Source organism: Sphingomonas sp. (genome assembly GCF_036402235.1).
GTDB lineage: Bacteria > Pseudomonadota > Alphaproteobacteria > Sphingomonadales > Sphingomonadaceae > Sphingomonas.
Genome location: NZ_DASWTG010000031.1, coordinates 1 through 18,059 on the forward strand (window position 1 = coordinate 1; position 18,059 = coordinate 18,059).

The 18,059-nt window shown below is 69.3% G+C and carries 17 protein-coding genes; 10 read left to right on the forward strand and 7 right to left on the reverse strand.

Annotated elements, in window-relative coordinates:
- Nucleotides 1-61: 61 nt before the first annotated feature.
- From VGD28_RS06235 to VGD28_RS06245, 3 genes are read left to right on the forward strand one after another with little or no spacing between them, the layout of a single operon-like run.
- Nucleotides 62-784 carry a response regulator gene (locus VGD28_RS06235; protein WP_331027468.1) on the forward strand — a complete coding sequence of 241 codons (723 nt, stop codon included), beginning with the start codon at nucleotides 62-64 and terminating at the stop codon, nucleotides 782-784.
- Nucleotides 781-2,124: a HAMP domain-containing sensor histidine kinase gene (locus VGD28_RS06240; RefSeq protein ID WP_331027469.1), complete on the forward strand. Its 1,344-nt coding sequence runs from the start codon at nucleotides 781-783 to the stop codon at nucleotides 2,122-2,124. Before VGD28_RS06235 ends, VGD28_RS06240 begins: the two co-directional genes overlap by 4 nt.
- A 32-nt stretch (nucleotides 2,125-2,156) precedes the next feature.
- On the forward strand, nucleotides 2,157-2,768 hold the full coding sequence (locus VGD28_RS06245) for a hypothetical protein (RefSeq protein ID WP_331027470.1): 612 nt from the start codon (nucleotides 2,157-2,159) through the stop codon (nucleotides 2,766-2,768).
- Nucleotides 2,769-2,836: 68 nt separating this feature from the next.
- On the opposite strand, the gene ndk is transcribed toward VGD28_RS06245, so the two are convergent.
- Nucleotides 2,837-3,259, reverse strand: a complete 423-nt coding sequence (gene ndk / locus VGD28_RS06250) for a nucleoside-diphosphate kinase (RefSeq protein WP_331027471.1) — start codon at nucleotides 3,257-3,259, stop codon at nucleotides 2,837-2,839.
- A 152-nt stretch (nucleotides 3,260-3,411) separates the two neighbouring features.
- Between ndk and VGD28_RS06255 the strand changes: the two genes are divergently transcribed.
- Nucleotides 3,412-4,428: an SMP-30/gluconolactonase/LRE family protein gene (locus tag VGD28_RS06255; RefSeq protein ID WP_331027472.1), complete on the forward strand. Its 1,017-nt coding sequence runs from the start codon at nucleotides 3,412-3,414 to the stop codon at nucleotides 4,426-4,428.
- Between the two features lie 46 nt (nucleotides 4,429-4,474).
- Here VGD28_RS06255 and VGD28_RS06260 read toward each other — a convergent pair whose 3' ends face one another.
- Both VGD28_RS06260 and VGD28_RS06265 read right to left on the reverse strand, forming a co-directional pair.
- Nucleotides 4,475-4,915 (reverse strand): DNA polymerase III subunit chi, encoded by a 441-nt coding sequence (locus VGD28_RS06260; RefSeq protein ID WP_331027473.1) that lies wholly within the window; start codon nucleotides 4,913-4,915, stop codon nucleotides 4,475-4,477.
- Nucleotides 4,916-4,923: 8 nt separating this feature from the next.
- On the reverse strand, nucleotides 4,924-6,411 hold the full coding sequence (locus tag VGD28_RS06265) for a leucyl aminopeptidase (protein ID WP_331027474.1): 1,488 nt from the start codon (nucleotides 6,409-6,411) through the stop codon (nucleotides 4,924-4,926).
- 182 nt (nucleotides 6,412-6,593) lie between these two features.
- Here VGD28_RS06265 and VGD28_RS06270 point away from each other — a divergent pair, with 182 nt between their 5' ends.
- From VGD28_RS06270 to rsmA, 4 genes are all read left to right on the forward strand, one after another.
- Complete coding sequence (locus tag VGD28_RS06270) at nucleotides 6,594-8,843, forward strand: LPS-assembly protein LptD (RefSeq protein ID WP_331027475.1); 2,250 nt, start codon at nucleotides 6,594-6,596, stop codon at nucleotides 8,841-8,843.
- 92 nt (nucleotides 8,844-8,935) lie between these two features.
- On the forward strand, nucleotides 8,936-10,282 hold the full coding sequence (locus VGD28_RS06275) for a peptidylprolyl isomerase (RefSeq protein ID WP_331027476.1): 1,347 nt from the start codon (nucleotides 8,936-8,938) through the stop codon (nucleotides 10,280-10,282).
- A gap of 3 nt (nucleotides 10,283-10,285) precedes the next feature.
- Nucleotides 10,286-11,305: a 4-hydroxythreonine-4-phosphate dehydrogenase PdxA gene (pdxA, locus tag VGD28_RS06280; protein WP_331027477.1), complete on the forward strand. Its 1,020-nt coding sequence runs from the start codon at nucleotides 10,286-10,288 to the stop codon at nucleotides 11,303-11,305.
- On the forward strand, nucleotides 11,302-12,120 hold the full coding sequence (gene rsmA, locus VGD28_RS06285) for a 16S rRNA (adenine(1518)-N(6)/adenine(1519)-N(6))-dimethyltransferase RsmA (protein WP_331027478.1): 819 nt from the start codon (nucleotides 11,302-11,304) through the stop codon (nucleotides 12,118-12,120). The genes pdxA and rsmA overlap by 4 nt, the downstream gene beginning before the upstream one ends.
- On the opposite strand, the gene VGD28_RS06290 is transcribed toward rsmA, so the two are convergent.
- On the reverse strand, nucleotides 12,117-12,626 hold the full coding sequence (locus tag VGD28_RS06290; protein WP_331027479.1) for a tetratricopeptide repeat protein: 510 nt from the start codon (nucleotides 12,624-12,626) through the stop codon (nucleotides 12,117-12,119). The genes rsmA and VGD28_RS06290 overlap by 4 nt on opposite strands.
- A gap of 32 nt (nucleotides 12,627-12,658) precedes the next feature.
- On the reverse strand, nucleotides 12,659-13,843 hold the full coding sequence (locus VGD28_RS06295) for an RsmB/NOP family class I SAM-dependent RNA methyltransferase (RefSeq protein WP_331027480.1): 1,185 nt from the start codon (nucleotides 13,841-13,843) through the stop codon (nucleotides 12,659-12,661).
- A 159-nt stretch (nucleotides 13,844-14,002) separates the two neighbouring features.
- On the opposite strand from VGD28_RS06295, the gene VGD28_RS06300 reads away from it, so the two are divergent.
- Nucleotides 14,003-15,178 carry a low temperature requirement protein A gene (locus VGD28_RS06300; protein WP_331027481.1) on the forward strand — a complete coding sequence of 392 codons (1,176 nt, stop codon included), beginning with the start codon at nucleotides 14,003-14,005 and terminating at the stop codon, nucleotides 15,176-15,178.
- Here the strand turns inward: VGD28_RS06300 and VGD28_RS06305 are convergent.
- Entirely contained in the window at nucleotides 15,156-15,920 is a 765-nt protein-coding gene (locus tag VGD28_RS06305) for a hypothetical protein (protein WP_331027482.1), read from the reverse strand. The genes VGD28_RS06300 and VGD28_RS06305 overlap by 23 nt on opposite strands.
- A 107-nt stretch (nucleotides 15,921-16,027) precedes the next feature.
- Entirely contained in the window at nucleotides 16,028-16,933 is a 906-nt protein-coding gene (locus tag VGD28_RS06310) for a LysR family transcriptional regulator (protein ID WP_331027483.1), read from the reverse strand.
- An 85-nt stretch (nucleotides 16,934-17,018) separates the two neighbouring features.
- Between VGD28_RS06310 and VGD28_RS06315 the strand changes: the two genes are divergently transcribed.
- Nucleotides 17,019-18,053 (forward strand): aldo/keto reductase, encoded by a 1,035-nt coding sequence (locus VGD28_RS06315; RefSeq protein WP_331027484.1) that lies wholly within the window; start codon nucleotides 17,019-17,021, stop codon nucleotides 18,051-18,053.
- Nucleotides 18,054-18,059 lie beyond the last annotated feature (6 nt).

Below are 18,059 nucleotides of genomic sequence, written 5' to 3' on the forward strand. Positions count from 1 at the left end.
CCTCCTCGGTGCCGCCCGCCGGCCACTTCCGGTGCCCAGCGAATCTGCTACCGATGCAGAGATGACCGCAGAGACCCCGCATTTGCTGCTCGTCGACGACGAGCGTTCGATCCGCGAGCCGCTGGCGCAATATCTCACCAAGCAGAATTTTCGCGTCACCCAGGTGGGCGACGCGGAAGCTGCCCGCGCGCGGCTCTCGGCCTATTCGATCGACCTGGTCGTGCTCGACATCATGATGCCGGGCGAGGACGGCCTCAGCCTTTGCCGCCATATCCGCGCGACCAGCGAGACGCCGGTGATCCTGCTCACCGCCAAAAGCGAGGAGACCGACCGGATCGTGGGGCTGGAGATGGGCGCGGACGACTATGTCGTGAAGCCGTTCAGCCCGCGCGAGCTGGCGGCGCGGATCAAGGTGGTGCTGCGCCGGATGCAGGCGGGCGGCACACGCCAGCACGCGCCCGAAAGCGGCAGCTTCGCCTTTTCCGGCTGGGTGCTCAAGACCGGCGAGCGCGCGCTGGTCGACCGCGACGGCGTGTCCGTCCCGCTCTCCACGGGCGAGTACAACCTGCTGCTCGCGCTGGTGATGCGCCCGCGCGCGGTGCTGACCCGCGACCAGCTGCTCGACCTGACGCAGGGGCGCGAGGCGGCGGCGTTCGATCGCGCGATCGACAATCAGGTCAGCCGGTTGCGCAAGAAGATCGAGCCGGACGCGAAGAACCCCACGCTGATCAAGACCGTATGGGGCGGCGGATACACGCTGGCGAGCGACGTCACCCGGCTATGAAGCGCATCAGCCTTTGGCCCCGCAGCATGATGGGGCAGATGGCGCTGGTGGTCGCGCTGGCGCTGTTCCTGGCGCAGGCGCTCAATTTCGGCCTCGCGCTGCGCGACCGCGCCAGTTTCCGGCTGGCCCAGGCGACCCGGCCGGTCGCGACGCGCGTCGCCGATGCGCTCGAGCGCGAGGCGCAGAACGGCCGCCCGATCCCGCAGGACCGCGGGCGGATCCGCCGCGCGCCGGGCAACCCCATTCCGCCCCATCTCGAGCGCCGACCCGAGGTGCAGGAGGAACTGCGCCGCCAGCTCGCGGAGCAGGGCGTGACCGCGGGGCGCATCGATACCGGCCTGCGCCCGGTCTCGGACGAGCCGCTGCCCTTCGAGGATCGCCGCCGGCTGCGCAACAAGCGCCCGTCCCCGACCTTGCTGATCGCCATCGAGCTGCCCGGCAAAGGCTGGGTGACCACCATCGCACCATGGGAAGGCAGCCCGCGGCGCCTGTTCTGGCTGCTCGCCGGCCAGACCCTCATCCTCTACGTCATCATGCTGCTGCCGGTGCTCTGGGCCACCCGCCGGATCTCGCGTCCCCTGCATGCCCTTGCCGGCGCAGCGCGGCGGTTCCGGCCGGGGGTCGAGGCGGAACCGGTGGCGGAGGCGGGTCCCAGCGACGTGCGCGCGGTGATCGGCGCCTATAACGCGCTCGGCCAGCGCGTGACCGCGATGCTCGATGAGAAGGACCAGATGCTCGGCGCGATCGGGCACGACCTGCGCACCCCCCTTGCCGCGCTGCGCGTGCGCATCGAATCGGTCGACGACGACGAGGATCGCGCACGCATGGCCGACACGATCGACGAGATGAACCGCACGCTCGACGACATCCTCAGCCTCGCGCGTCTCGGCCGCCCGAGCGAGCCGCCGACCGAGACCGACCTGTCGGCGCTGATCGACGCGGTGGTCGACGATTTCCGTGACCTCGGCCACGCCGTCGCCTATCAGGACGGCCAGCGGCTGATCGTCCGCCTGCGGCCCGCGCTGATGCGCCGCGCGGTGCGCAACCTGATCGAGAACGCGGTCAAATATGGCGGCGCGGGCGAGGTGGCGCTGACCGCCGATCCCGATACGGTGCGGATCGAGGTCGCCGATCGCGGCCCCGGCATTCCGGCGGACCAGATCGCCGCGGTGTTCGATCCCTTCACCCGGCTCGACCCTTCGCGCAACCGCACCACCGGCGGCGTCGGCCTCGGCCTCACCCTCGCCCGTGCGATCGTGCGCGAGGCGGGGGGCGACATCGCGCTGGCCAACCGCGAGGGCGGCGGCCTCTCCGCCACGATCACGCTGCCGCGGCGGTGACTCTGCCCGCCCCGGACGATATGCAGCGGGGCATGAACGAGACTCCTGCGGAAGAAGCCGAGGCCCGCGCGATCCGCCGCCGCTGGCTGACGATCGGCGAGCTGGTGGCCGTGGCAGGCGTGGTCATCGCCGGCGTCTCGCTGTGGCTGAGCTGGGCCGACAAGCGCGACGAGGCGAGCCGCAAGGCAACCGAAGCCAGCACGGCCAAGGCGGCCGAGACCCGGCTCGACCTGCGCGCCAGCGTGGCCGAAGGCGGGCGCCAGGCCGCGCTGAGCGACCCCGCGCACGAGATCCTAGATACCGCCATCGCCTTTCCCAAGGCGCTCGGCGTCGGCGCGCAGGCGCCGGTGCTGCCGCGGATCGAAGCGGACTGGTTCAGCGACGCGGTGCTGGCCGCGACCGACAAGGGCGCGGACGAGCGCGAAGGGCGGTTGCCGGTGCTGGTGACCGTCAGCTACCGCGCCGGCGACGCGACCCGGCAGGACCGCGCGATCGTCGAGCTGGTGTGGCGCACCAGCGGCCGTATGCTCAAGGGCCGCGAGCTGCGCATCGAAGCCGCACGGATCCGCGAGCGCGGCGGCGACCTGGCGCGCATCGACGCGCTATGGGCGCAGGAAGCCGCGCGCCTCAAGCGGCCCGCCTGAGCCAAAAGAGAAAGGCCCCTCCCGCACGGGGAGAGGCCTGCCCTTGTCATTCAGGCTTGCGCCCGAAATCAGCCGACGATTTCTTCCGGCTTGAAGAAGAACGCGATCTCGATCGCCGCATTCTCGTCCGAGTCCGAACCGTGGACCGAGTTCGCCTCGATCGATTCGGCCAGCTCCTTGCGGATCGTGCCCGGCTCGGCATTGGCCGGGTTGGTCGCGCCCATGATGTCGCGGTTGCGCTGCACGGCGTTCTCGCCTTCCAGCACCTGCACGACCACCGGGCCCGAGATCATGAACTCGACCAGGTCGTTGAAGAAGGGGCGCTCGCGGTGGACGCCGTAGAAGCCCTCGGCCTGCTCGCGGGTCATCTGGATGCGCTTCGAGGCGACGACGCGCAGGCCGGCTTCCTCCAGCATCTTGGTGACCGCGCCGGTCAGGTTGCGGCGGGTGGCGTCGGGCTTGATGATCGAAAAGGTCCGGTTCGCGGCCATGGCCGTGCGGCTCCTGTATTTGGGGGTGGGGATTGCGCGGGCCTCTAGTCGGGCGCGGCGGCGGTGGCAAGGGGAAGCGGCACCGGCGGCGGACATTGCCCCGGCGCGGCGGCGACCCTATCGTCCCGGCCGAACCAATGCAGGGGAAGCGCATGCACAATCCCGGCCGTCGCGCCGTCGTCGCTGGACTTGGGGCCGGGCTCGCCTGCTCCGCGGGGCTGGCGCAGCTGCCGGCCGCAAAGAGCGCAGGCATCACCCGGCTCGACCCGCGGCTCGACCGCATCATTCCCCCGACTGCAAGGATCGAGGTGCTGGCGGGCGGCTACACCTGGAGCGAGGGGCCGCTATGGGTGCCGCAGGGCGACTATCTGCTGTTTTCCGACGTGCCCAAGAATGTCGTGCACCGTTGGGATCGCACGAACGGTGCGAAGCCGTTCCTGTCGCCCTCCGGCTTCCAAGGCGTCGTGCCGGCGACGATCCGCGAGCCCGGTGCCAACGGGCTTGCGCTCGACCGGCAGGGCCGGCTGCTGCTCGCCGACAGCGGCTCGCGCGCGCTGGTCCGGGTCGATCTCGCCACCAGGCGGCGTACGGTGTTGGCCGACCGGTTCGAGGGAAAGCGATTCAACAGCCCCAACGATCTGGTGGTGACCAGGTCCGGCGCGATCTACTTCACCGATCCGACCTATGGGCTGGAAGGCATGGACGAATCGCCGGTGCGCGAACTCGACTTTGCCGGACTGTACCGGCTGGACCCCGACGGCACGCTGACCGTGCTCGACCGCACGCAGCGCAAGCCGAACGGGGTCGGCCTCTCGCCTGACGAGCGCACGCTCTATCTGGCGCTGTCGGACCGCGATCGGCCGCACATCCTGGCTTATGCGCTCGACGCACGCGGCATGCAGGAGGGCGTGCGCGTGTTCCGCGATATGCGCCGCGAGCAGGATGCGGGGCTGCCGGGCGCTCCGGACGGCATGGACGTCGCTCCGAACGGGCATCTGTTCGCAAGCGGCCCCGGCGGCATCCACATCCTCTCGCCCGACGGCGAGTTGCTCGGCATCATCGGCACGGGCAAGCCGATCGCCAACGCCTGCGTCGGCGAGGGCGGGAACAGCCTGTTCATCACCGCTTCGGACCAGCTGTGCCGGGTGCCGCTGCGGACGGGCGCCTAGATATTCAGCTTATCAATCCTCCCCGCCAGGGGGAGGATTGAAGAGTCTAAGCTGCTCGCCCCCAGCGGCCGTTTTCGTCTTGCTTCCAGTAGCGCCGCTCGACCCCTTCGCGGTCGGCCAGCCCCTTCCACGCCGCGCGCGCCTCGATGATCTTGTCGCCGTCGAAGAAGTGGAAGGCCCGGTCGAACTCCAGCGCCGCATCGCGCCATTCGCCATCGATCAGCGCGACGAAGCGCGCGCCGTTGGCGGGCGCCACCTCGCCCGCGATCAGCACCGGCTGCACCTTGTCGTGCCCGGCCCCGGCCTGCGCATGGGGCAAGAAGCTCTCGGCCTGCCAGGTCCAGAGCGATCCGTCGATCCGCTGGCGCTGGTGCGCGTCGGCGGAGACGATCAGCAGCCGCTGGCCGCTCTCCACCACCTTCACCGCGATGCCGGGGAGCGCCCGCTCCAGCGGCGTCACGGTGAGATGGTAGAAATCGACCTGCAACTTCGGCCTCAGCGCTCGAAATTGTCGCGAACGAAACGGTCGAGCAGGCGCACGCCATAGCCGGTGGCACCCTTGTCATAGGTGCTGCCCGGCTTGTCCGCCCACACCATGCCGGCGATGTCGAGATGCGCCCAGCGCACGCCCTCATCGACGAAGCGCTGGATGAACTGCGCGGCGGTGATCGATCCGGCGCCGCGGGGGCCGACATTCTTCATGTCCGCGATCGGGCTGTCGATCAGCTTGTTGTAGGCGTCGCCGAGCGGGAAGCGCCACAGCAGGTCGCCCGTCGCGCGGCCGGCGGCGAGCAGTTCGTCGGCAAGCCCGTCGTCATTGGCGAACAGGCCGCCATGCTCGCTGCCCAGGCTGATGATCATCGCGCCGGTCAGCGTGGCGAGATCGACGATCGTCTTGGGCGCATGCACCCTCTGAACCCAGGTGATCGCGTCGCAAAGCACCAGACGGCCCTCGGCGTCGGTGTTGATCACCTCGATCGTCTGGCCCGACATCGACGTCACGATGTCGCCCGGGCGCTGCGCATTGCCGTCGGGCATGTTCTCGACCAGCCCGCACACGCCGATGACGTTGGCCTTGGCCTTGCGGGTGGCGAGCGCCTTCATCGCGCCCGCGACGGCGCCGGCCCCGCCCATGTCCCACTTCATGTCCTCCATGCCCGCGGCCGGTTTGATCGAGATGCCGCCGGTGTCGAAGGTCACGCCCTTGCCGACCAGCGCGAGGTCGACGCTGTCGGACTCTGGGCCTTCACCCTTGCCGTTCCAGCGCATCGCCAGCAGCCGCGCCTCGCGCACCGATCCCTGTGCCACGCCGAGCAACGCGCCCATGCCCAGCTTCTCCATCGCAGCGCGGTCGAGCACCTCGATCTCGACGCCCAGCTCGGTCAGGTGACGGCAGCGCTCGACGAAGGTCTCGGGATAGACGATGTTGGGCGGATCGGAGACAAGGCCACGGGTCAGCTCGAGTCCCTCGGTGACCGCAGCCTGCTCGGCATAGGCCGCCTCGCTGCCATCGCCCGCATTGGCGAGGACGATCTCCTCCAGCGTCGGCTTCTGCTTGTCGGTCAGGCGCGTGCGATAGACGTCGTGGCGCCAGCCGCGTTGCACTGCCGCCGCGGCGAGGCGCGCGGCCGCGCGCGCATTGGGCGCACCGCCCAGGCTGGCGAAATCGACGGCGATCGACGTGACGCCCGAGGTCAGGAACCGCGCGGTCAGCGCGCCGCCCGCGCGCTCGTAATCCGCTTCGCCGCCCGCGCCGACGCCCAGCAGCAAGACGCGGTTGGCGCCCTCCCCGCCGGGCACGAAAATCTCCACGATCGATCCTGCCTCGCCCTCGAACCGGCCGGCCCTCGCCGCGCCGCGCGCCAGCGCCAGCGTCGCATCGTCCAGCACCCCGGCGGGAACGCGATCGAGCCCGTCCTTCTCGACCGGCAGAGCGATGACGCCCGCGTCAACGGGGCGAGCGGCGGCGAATGTTACGTGCATGAAGCTTCCTGTTCCTGTGGATCGTTGTCGTTCTTTGGCGGTTTGAGGCCTCTCTAGGCCAGTGCGCGGCGAACGGCAAAGCCCGGTGATTGCGAAGCCGCGCGCGCGGTGCAATAGGGTTGGCGGGTAAGTGCGCAACGGGCGCGGGTGCCGGGTCGGCGTTAAAGGGGTGTGGTTCGGACGTGACGCGCAAGGCTCTGCTACTCGCCGGGATTCTGCCGATCGCGCTGTGCATCGCGCCCGGTGCCGCGGCGCAGGATCTGCAGGACCGCCCGGTCGATCCGCCGCCGCCGTCGGAAAGCCCGCTGCCGGACGACCCCGACCAGATCCAGTTCTCCGCCGATCTCGCCGAATATGATTCCGACGGCGACGTCGTCACCGTCAGCGGCGACGTGCGGCTGTTCCGCGAGGGCAACCGGCTGCGCGCCGACAAGGTGGTGTGGAACCGCAAGACCGGGCAGGTCCTCGCCACCGGCAACATCGCCGTCACCAACCCCGAAGGCGACACCGCCTATGGCGACCGCATCGAGCTGACCGATTCGCTCAAGGACGGCGCGATCGAGAACATGCTGGTGGTGCTCGAGCAGGGCGGCCGCCTCGCCGCCGAGCGCGGCACGCGCGACGCCAATGGCGTGATCAATGTCGAGCGCGCGGCCTATACCCCGTGCGCGGTGGTCGATGCCAGCAACTGCCCCAAGGAACCGTCGTGGAAGATCACGGCGGTGCGCGTGGTCTATGATCCCGCGCGCAAGCGCATGCGCTACAAGGGTGCGCGCGTCTCGCTGTTCGGCTTCGCGACGCTGCCGCTGCCGGTGTTCAGCCATTCGATCGGTGCGGGCAATGCCAGCGGCCTGCTCGCCCCCGCGATCCGCCTTGACGCGGTGAACGGGTTTGAAGTCGCCCTGCCCTATTATTTCAGCCTCGGCCCCAATCGCGACGTCACCGTCACGCCGCACATCTTCACCGGTGCGCTGCCGATGGTGCAGGCCGAATACCGCCAGCTCACCGGCAATGGCGCCTTCCGCGTCACCGGCTATGGCACCTACAGCCGCCGCAGCGACGACTTCGTCTCGCCGACGCCGAGCGTGTCGAGCGAATATGCCTTCCGCGGCTATCTCGACGCGGCGGGGCGCTACCAGCTCGATCCCAACTGGAGCGTGAGCGGATCGTTCCGCGTCGCCAGCGACCGCACCTTCCTGCGGCGCTACGACATCTCCAGCGACGACCGGCTGCGCAACAACATCCGTGTCGAGCGGATCGACCGCAATTCGATGCTGTCGATCAACGGCTGGGCGGTGCAGACGCTGCGCCCGACCGAAGATCAGGGCCTCCAGCCGATCGCGCTGCCCGAGATCGACTATCGCCTCCGCTTCGGCCAGTCGCTGCTCGAGGGCGGGCGGTTCGAGCTTCAGGTCAACAGCCTGGCGATCAGCCGGTCGAGCGGCCAGGACACGCAGCGCGCCTTCGCCTCGCTGCGCTACGACCTGCGCAAGCTCACCGCCTGGGGCCAGGAGATCACGCTCACCGCCTATGGCCGCGGCGATCTCTACAATACGCGCGACGTCGCCTCGACCAGCCAGATCAGCTATCGCGGGCTGGAAGGGTTTCGCGGCCGCGCGATCGGCGCGCTCGCGCTCGACATGAAATGGCCGCTGATCGGCGAGGCGTTCGGCGGGGTGCAACGGATCACGCCGCGCTTCCAGGTGGTCGCGGCGCCGCGGCTCAAGAATTTCGAGATCCCGAACGAGGACGCGCGGTCGGTCGATCTCGAGGATTCGAACCTGTTCGCGCTCAATCGCTTCCCCGGCTACGACCGGTTCGAGGATTCGACGCGCTTCACCTTCGGGCTCGATTACGCGCTTTATCTGCCCGGCCTGTCGGTCGAAGCCAATATCGGCCAGAGCTATCGCCTCGATTCCCGCCCGACGATCCTGCCCGACGGCACAGGGATGACCGATCGCCTCTCCGACATCGTCGGACGGACAGTGGTGCGCTACAAGGATTTCCTGACCTTCACGCATCGCTACCGGCTCGACAAGGACAATTTCGCTGTGCGCCGCAACGAGATCGACGCGACGGTCGGCTCGCGCGATACCTTCGCGACGATCGGCTATCTGCGGCTCAACCGGAACGTCGACTTCGCGCTCGAGGATCTGCAGGACCGTGAGGAAGCGCGCGTCGGCGCGCGGGTGAAGGTCGCGCGCTTCTGGTCGGTGTTCGGATCGGCGGTGATCGACCTGACCGACGGCGAGGAGGATCCGACCTCGCTCGCCGACGGGTTCGAGCCGATCCGGCATCGCCTGGGCGTCGAATATGAGGATGATTGCCTGCGTCTCGGCATCACCTGGAAGCGTGATTACCAGACCACAGGCGACGCGCGCCGCGGCAACAGCTACCTGTTGACGCTGGCGCTCAAGAATTTGGGACGCTAAGCCCCAGTTCAGGCACAATTGGCGATTAAACGCCGCACTCCCGCAACGGGAACAAACTTCAGGTACGGGTGAAGATGACTTCAAAGGTCGTAATGTTCTGCCGTTCGGCAGCTCTGATCATTGGCATTGCCGGCAGCGCCGCCATCGGCGCGCAGACCGCGCCGCCGGCGCCCGACGCGGAGCAGGGGACACCGTCGAGTGCCGCCAATCTCGATCTGCCGAAGGAAATCCAGCTCCTCGCCAAGCCCGATCCCAATGTGCGCAAGCCGACCGCGATCGTGAACGGCTACGTCATCACCCGCACCGACATCGACCAGCGCTTTGCGCTGTTCGTCGCGCTCAACCAGCTCAAGCTGACCGCGGAGGAGCAGGATCGGCTGCGCCTTCAGGTGCTGCGCCTGCTGACCGACGAGACGATCCAGATCCAGGAAGCCAAGGCGAACGACATCACCATCGGCGCCGACCAGATCGACCGCAGCTTCGCGTCGATCGCCAGCCGCTACCAGCGCACGCCCGACCAGATGCGCGCCTGGCTGCGCGAAGTGGGCTCGTCCGAGCGCTCGTTCAAGCGCCAGATCGAAGGCGAGATCGCCTGGCAGCGCGTCATCCAGCGCAAAGTCGGCGCCTTCATCAACGTCGGTGACGAAGAGGTGAAGTCGATCATCGACCGCCTCAAGGAAGCGCAGGGGACGGACGAGTTCCAGCTTCGCGAAATCTACATCTCCGCCACGCCCGAGCGGCAGGGCGAGGTGTTCCAGGCGATGCAGCAGATGATCCAGCAGATGCAGCAGGGCCGTCCGTTCGAGTATTTCGCGCGCTTCTCCGAAGCGACCACGCGTGCCCAGGGTGGCGACCTTGGCTGGGTGCGCGCGGCGATGTTGCCGCAGCAGCTTGCGCAAGCCGCGCAGCAGATGCAGGTCGGCCAGGTCGCCGGCCCGATCGAGGTGCCGGGGGGTTTCTCGGTCCTGTATCTGGTGGACAAGCGCCAGGTGCTGACGGCCGATCCGCGCGACGCCAAGCTCAGCCTGCGTCAGCTCACCGTCAAATTCCCTGCCGGCACCACCCAGGCACAGGCGCAGACAAAGGCCGCGGAGTTCGCGACGGTGCTGAAATCGACCGCTGGCTGCGGCGCGGTGGGCAAGGCGGCCGAGACGCTGGGCGCCGAGGTCGTGGACAATGATTCGGTGCGCGCGCGCGATCTGCCGCCGCAGCTGCAGGACATCGTGCTCAAGCTCCAGATCGGCGAATCCACGCCGCCCTTCGGCTCTCCCGAAGAGGGCGTTCGTGCGCTGGTGCTATGCGGTCGCGACGACCCCAAGACCGCCGCATTGCCCAGCCCCGACCAGATTCGCGAGGGGATCGAGGAGAATCGCACCAACCTTCGCGCCCAGCGCTATCTGCGTGATCTGCGCCGCGACGCCATCATCGACTATCGCTGAGCGATGAGCATTCCGGTCCACCCGCTTGCGGTCGCTCTGGGCGATCCCGCCGGGATCGGGCCGGAGATCGTCGCCAAGGCGTGGCGGGACCGCACGCTACAGGCGCTGCCGCTGTTTTTCGCGGTGGGTGATCCGCGCGCGATTGCGGCGGTGTGGGACGGCCCTGTGGCGACGATCGCGACTCCCGACGAGGCACGCCACCTGTTCGACGAGGCGCTTCCGGTGCTCGCCGTCGCCGATTCCGAGGCGATCGTTCCCGGCCAGCCCGACGACGCCGGCGCCCGCTGCGCGCTCGACAGCCTCGAGCTCGCCACCGGGCTGACCCGGTCGGGTGCCGCCGGCGCGGTCGTGACGGGGCCAGTGTCCAAGGCGCAACTGTACCGGATCGGCTTCACCCATCCGGGGCAGACCGAGTTCGTCGCGGAGCGTTGCGGCATCGCGCCCGAGAATACGGTGATGATGCTCGCCGGGCCGACGCTGCGGGTGGTGCCGGTGACCACGCATGTCCCGTTGGCCGACGTGCCGCAAGCGATCTCCGTCGAGCTGATCGTCGCCAAGGCGCGGGTCACGGCGCGCGGGCTGACCCGCAATTTCGGGATAGAGGCGCCGCGGCTCGCCTTTGCGGGGCTCAACCCGCATGCCGGTGAAGGCGGCGCGATCGGGCGGGAAGAAATCGACATCCTGGAGCCCGCCATCCGCCAGTTGCAGGCTGAGGGGGTCGACGCGGTCGGGCCGCTGGCCGCCGACACGATGTTCCACGCACGCGCGCGCGCGACCTATGACGCTGCGATCTGCCTCTATCACGATCAGGCGCTGGTGCCGCTCAAGACGCTGCATTTCGATGAGGGCGTCAACATGACGCTGGGGCTGCCGATCGTGCGCACCTCTCCCGACCACGGCACCGCCTTCGGCATCGCCGGGCAGGACCAGGCCGAGCCCGGGGCGATGGTCGCGGCGATCCGCATGGCCGGTCAGGCGGCCGAGAAGCGCGCGCTGGCCACCCTGACAGACGTTGGCGCGTGACCGCCCTTCCCCCGCTTCGTGAGGTCATCCGCAACCACGGGCTGAGCGCCAGCAAGGCGCTGGGGCAGAATTTCCTGTTCGATTCGCAGCTGCTCGACCGGATCGCGCGCGTGCCGGGCGACCTGAACGGGCAGGAGGTGTTCGAGGTGGGCCCGGGACCGGGTGGCCTGACCCGCGCGCTGCTGCAGGCCGGTGCGACGGTGACCGCGGTGGAGCGCGACCGGCGCTGCATTCCGGCGCTGGCCGAGCTGGGCGAGGCGTTTCCGGGCAAGCTCATAGTGATCGAGGGCGACGCGCTAGACGTGGATGCGCCGGCATTGTTCAAGGGCAGGCCGCACATCGCCTCCAACCTGCCCTACAATGTAGGCACCGCGCTGACGGTGGGCTGGCTGTCGGCGGACTGGCAGCCCTGGTGGGCGAGCCTCACGCTCATGTTCCAGAAGGAGGTCGCCGAGCGGATCGTCGCGGCACCGGGAACCGGCGCCTATGGGCGGCTGGCGGTACTGGCGCAGTGGCGCAGCTCGGCCAGGATCGCGATGCCGGTCCACCGCTCCGCCTTCACTCCGCCGCCCAAGGTGATGTCGGCGGTGGTGCACATCGTGCCAGGCGCCGAACCGCCGGGCGTGAAGCTCGCGGTGCTCGAGAAGCTGACCGCGGCAGCGTTCGGGCAGCGGCGCAAGATGCTGCGCCAGAGCCTCAAGGCCGTTCCGGGCGCGGTCGAGGCGGCCGAGGGGCTGGGAATCGATTCGACGCGGCGCGCCGAGACGGTGAGCGTGGACGAGTTCGTCGCCCTCGCCCGGGCGCTTTCGGCCTAGTTCTTCTTCGTTTCGCCCGCCGCAGGCGGGATGGCCTGCGCGGTGGCGGTCGCGGGCGGACCCTTGGCGATCGCGGCGGCGAGTTGGTTCGCGTCCGCGCAGCCAGTGCCGCACAGCGTCTTCACCCGCGCGAGATTCTCCTTGGCCCGCTCGACCGCGCCCTTCTGCACCATCGCCTCGCCCTGCCCGCGCAGCGCGACGACGTCGTTGGGCTCGAGCGTCAGCGCCTCGCGATAGAAGCGGATCGCCTTGCCGGGCAGGCCCTGCGTCCGCGCGATCTCCGCCAGCACGATGAATGCCTGGCGGTTGCGCGGATCGACTGCGAGCGCGCTCTCGATCAGGTCGTTGGCGCCGTCGAGATTGCCGGCGGCACGCGCCGCCTTGCCCCTTTCGAGCAGCGCCACCGAGCGGGCATCGATCTGATCGTCGGCACGCTGGCCGTAGAGCGAGGTCGAGACGCTGAGCAGCGCGAGCGCAGCGGCGGCAGACACCAAGGTGATACGCATCAGGGACTCCGGACGTGGAAAGCGCACGGCTATCATGCGCGCACGAGCTTCGCGACAAAAAAGCCGTCGGTCGAGTGGGACAGCGGGGTAAGGCGCATGCCCGACCCATGCGGGGTTCCAAGCGGAAGCGCAAGCGGCGCGGCTGCCCAGCAGGGGTGACGCGCGAGGAAGGCCTCCACTTGCCCGGCACCCTCGGCATCGAGCAGCGAGCAGACGATATGAACCAGCGTGCCGCCCGGCCGGACCAGCGCGGCGCCGACATCGAGCAACCGCGCCTGCGTCTCGACCAGCTTCGCCAGCCGCGCCGGGGTCAGCCGCCAGCGCGCCTCGGGATTGCGCCGCCAGGTGCCGGTGCCCGAGCAAGGAGCGTCGATCAGCACCACGTCCGCGGCGCCGGCCCAGTCGGCCAGCGGCTCCGCTTCGCGGCCCGGATCGAGCAGGCGGGTCTCGACGGTGGACACACCTGCCCGCTCGGCGCGGGGCAATAGGCGTGAGAGTCGCGGCCGATCGGAATCGGTGGCGAGCAGATCCCCCCGGTTCGCCATCGCCGCGGCGAGCGCGAGCGTCTTGCCTCCGCCGCCCGCGCACAGATCGACCACGCGCATCCCGGGCTGCGCACCCGCGGCCAACGTGACGATCTGGCTGCCCGCGTCCTGCACCTCGATCCAGCCATCGCGATAGGGCTGGGTCTTCTCGACTGGTGTATCGGGCGGCAAGCGGAGCGCGGCGCCGATGCCATCGATCGGCAGCGCTTCGGGCAGGGCGGCACGAACCTGCGCCACATCTGCCTTGAGCGTGTTGACCCGGAGGTCGAGCGGCGCGCGATCGAGCAGCGCGGCGGCCTGATCCGTGTCGATACCCGAAAGGGCGAGCGCCGCGATCAGCCATGCCGGCGCGATTCCGGTGTCCGCCACGGGTTCTCCAACCACCATCGGCGGCGGGCCGTAAGGCGAGTCATCGAAGGTCGAAGCCAGCGCCGGATCGCCGGCCGCGAGCGCCAGCAGCGCGGCGCGCCCGCTCTCGGGCCGCTCCCCGCACAGCCGGATCGCGTCGTAGACCAGTGCGCGGATCGCGCGGCGATCCTTGGAGCCAGCATAGCGCCGCGCGGCGAACCCGCGCTGGATCAGCACATCGGCCGAGGCGCCGCCGTCGCGGGCGGCAAGGATGATCTGATCAAGCAGCTCGATCGCTGCCTGGGTGCGCGCGGCTGGAGTCATGCGTGCCCCCCCGTGCGACACGCAGATTGACAAAGGTGACGCAATGCACCTGTTCTGACCGCATCGGCGGCGCGCATCGCGCGGGGCGTCGGCAAGGAAGTTTCGGAACGCATCGCGCAACGGCAAAGCAGATGGGTTCCAACATTGGAAGGGGGAAGCATGACCGCAGGACACGCAGCGATCCGGCCGATGACGCCGCGCGACCCGCACGAGCCGCACCGCGCCGCGACTCCGCTGGAGCTGCTGTTCGATCTGGTGACGGTGATCGCCATCGCCGCCGCCGCGGCATCGCTGCATCATGGGATCGCCGCCGATCATGCGGCGGAAGGCGTCGTACGTTACCTGTTCACCTTCTTCGCGATCTGGTGGGCGTGGATGAACTTCACCTGGTTCGCATCGGCCTATGACAATGACGACGCGCTCACCCGGCTCTTGACGATGGTGATCATGGGCGGCGCACTGCTGATCGCCGCAGGGACCGAGCGTTTCTCCAATCATCTCGACATCAGCCTGGTCGTGGCGGGCTATGCGGTGATGCGCGTGGCGATGATCGCGCTATGGCTGCGCGCGGCCTGGCATGATCCGGCGCGGCGGGCCTGCGCGCTGCGCTACGCGGCAGGGATCGCGATCGCCCAGATCTACTGGATCGGCCTCTATTTCCTCGGCGATCCGCAAGTACCCGCGTTCGTCGGGCTGATCCTGCTCGGCTGGCTGATCGAGCTCGCCGTGCCGGCCATCGCCGAGCGCGCCGGCATGACGCCGTGGCACCGGCACCATATCGTCGAGCGCTATGGCCTGCTGACGATCATCGTGCTGGGCGAAGTGCTGCTCGCGGCGACCATGGCGCTGGAAAAGGCATGGGACGGCAGCTTCGACGTGCGGCTGGTGCACACCGCCATCTCCGCTCTCGTCATCACCTTCGCGATGTGGTGGCTCTATTTTGCGCGCGAGCCGCAACTTTCGAGCAACAAGCTCGGCCGCGCGCTGCAATGGGGCTATGGCCATCTGATCGTTTTCGCTTCCGGCGCCGCGGTGGGCGCCGGGTTCGCGGTGCTGGTCGAGATCCTCTCCGGCCATTCCAGGATCGGCATTCGCGCGGGCGATCTCGCCGTGGCGATCCCGCTCGGCATCTATTTCCTGGCGCTATGGCTGGTGCGCGACCGGTTCGCGCTGCACGGCGCCGCGCGATGGGTGCTGCCGGCGTTCGCCGCGGCGATCATCGCGCTGCCATTTGCGTTCCCGGCGCTGGAGGCGATCGCGGCGCTTGCGGTGGCGGCGGTAGCGGTGCGGGCAACGATGGCGGCCCGCGGCGTCAGGGTGGAGGCTGCCGCCTGATCCCGTAATCGATCCGGATCCGCACCCATTCACCGATCTTGGGCTGGCCGCCCAGCCGCGGGGGGCGGACGCGGAATTGCCAGGCGGCGGCAAGCACCGCCCGCGCGATGTTCGACCCCTCGGGATATTCGTCGAGCATGATGCAATCCTCGACCCGGAAGTCAGGCACGGTCCGGCAGGCGATCAGACCCCAGCCCGGCCCGCGCGCGGTGGAAAGGTAGCCGGACAGCTCGCTGTCGTACGGCTCGCGATACCAGGCTGCGGCATAGAGCGGCTCGCCGCGCGGTCCCCTGCCCTCCACGCGCGGCGTGTCGCCCGGCAGGCTGGCGAGATTGGGCGGGCCGGCCGACCGGCGCGGCGCCGCTGGAGCGGCAGGCTGCCGGGGCAGCGTGGCGATATCGGGCATGCGGCCAAGCGGGATGTTGAGCAGCACCGGCGGCTGCGGCTCGGCCGGCGTCGCGGGCGGCTGCGGCGCCGGCGGCGTGGGATCGGGCGGGGTTTCGGCGGGTTGGACGCGGGCCGGGTTCGGCGCGGCGCTGGGCGCGGGCGCTTCCTCGGTCTCAGCTTCCGGCTCGGGCTCGGGCGTCACCCCGAACACCGTCATCCCGGCATCGCCATCCTCGCGCCCGACAATATCCGGTGCCAGCGTGAAGATCATCAGCACGACCAGAAGCTCGACCAGCAGCGCGAGCGCGATGCCGCGCGTGCGTGTGCCGAAACGGCCGCGCAGGCGCTCGATCATTGAGGGTGCTGGGGAATCCGGCTGGGACAATGAACCTCGGAACAAAGACGTGGAGTGCCGGTGAGGGCGATTGGGTAGGATGGCTTTGCGACCAAAACATGTCGGATTCAGCGCAGGCGATCCGCAAGGAAATCGACGAAGGCGCGGACGCGCGCCGGGGTGTTGGCGCCCCCGACGAAGACGGCATGGATCACCTCGATGTCGCCCGGATTATAGTCCTCGAGCAGGGGCATCAGCCGGCCGTCGGCAATCTCGTCCACGACGCTGAACGCGCCGACCCTGGTGATGCCCACCCCCGCGGCGGCGAGCTGGCCCAGCGTCTCGCCATTGTTCGCCTCGATGTTGCCGGTGACGGTCATCGCATAATCGCTTTGCCCGTCGCAGAAGGGCCAGACCGGCTCGGCTCGGCGGAAGTTGAAGTTGAGGCAATTATGGTCGTGCAGATCCTCCGGCACGCGCGGCGTGCCGTGACGCGCGAGATAGGCCGGCGAGGCGACGATCACGCGGCGCGTCTCGCCCAGCTTGCGCGCGGTAAGGCCGCTGTCGGCGAGCGGGCCGAAGCGGATCGCGACATCCGCCTGCCCCGCAGCGACGTCGACGATCGCGTCGCTGAGGCTGATGTCGATCAGGATGTGCGGATAGAGGCGCGCGAACTCGCCGAGCAGCGGGACGATGCACAGCCGACCGTGCGACAGCGCCGCGCTGACCCGCAGCCGGCCGCGCGGCGCGCCCTGATCGGCGATCGCCTGCTCGGCGTCGTCGAGATCGGTAAGGATGCGGCGGGCCGCACCCAGATAGGCCTGCCCCTCAGCGGTCAGCGTGAGCGCGCGCGTGGTGCGCAGCAACAGGCGCACGCCGAGCCGCGCCTCGATCCGGTCGACGGTGCGGCTGACCGCGGAAGGGGTGAGCCCGAGCACCCGGCCAGCCGCCGAGAAGCTCCCCTGCGCGGCGACTGCCGCGAACACTTCGAGTGAGCGGGCGCGATCCGCGCCGCCATCCATCTTTGCGTCCATTGCAAAAATCCTTCGCGTGAGCGCCCCCTACAAGGGTTGGGCCTCGCCGTCCATCTGTGCGTCGAACGCGGATCAGGAGGATATGATGGAATACCGGCAACTGGGTGCCTCCGGACTGCGCGTCCCCGTGCTGAGCTTCGGCACCGGCACCTTTGGCGGCACCGGGCCGCTGTTCGGCGCATGGGGCACCAGCGACGCGGCTGAAGCGCGGCGGCTGATCGACATCTGCCTCGATGCCGGGGTCAATCTGTTCGACACGGCGGACGTCTATTCGAACGGCGCTTCGGAGGAAGTGCTGGGCGAGGCGATCAAGGGGCGGCGGGATCAGGTGCTGATCTCGACCAAGACCGGGCTGCCGATGGGCAACGGGCCCGCCGACTGGGGCGTGTCGCGCGCGCGGCTGATCGCTGCGGTCGATGCGTCGCTGAAGCGGCTGGGGACCGATCATATCGACTTGCTCCAGCTTCACGCCTTCGACGCGCACACCCCGGTCGAGGAGCTGCTCGCGACGCTCGACACGCTGATCGCCCAGGGCAAGCTGCGCTATGCCGGCGTCTCCAACTATCCCGGCTGGCAGCTGATGAAGGCGCTCGCCGCCGCCGACCGGCATGGCTGGCCCCGCTTCGTGGCGCACCAGGCCTATTATTCGCTGATCGGCCGCGCGTACGAGGCGGATCTGATGCCGCTCGCCGCCGATCAGGGCGTGGGCGCGCTGGTGTGGAGCCCGCTCGGCTGGGGTCGCCTGACCGGCAAGATCGGCCGCGACCGGCCCGTGCCCGAAGGCAGCCGCCTGCACGATACCGAGCAGTTCGCACCGTCGGTCGAGGACGAGCATCTCTACAAGGTGATCGACACGATCGAGGCTGTCGCCGCGGAAACCGGCAAGACCGTGCCTCAGGTCGCGATCAACTGGCTGCTCCAGCGCCCGACCGTGTCCTCGGTGATCATCGGCGCGCGCAACGAGGAGCAGCTTCGGCAGAACCTCGGCGCCGTCGGCTGGTCACTCACCCGCGCGCAGGTCGCCGTGCTCGACGCCGCGAGCGACGTGCTGCCGCCCTACCCCCACACCCCCTATCGGCAGCAGGAGGGCTTTGCCCGCCTCAATCCGCCGCTGGTCTGAACCGGA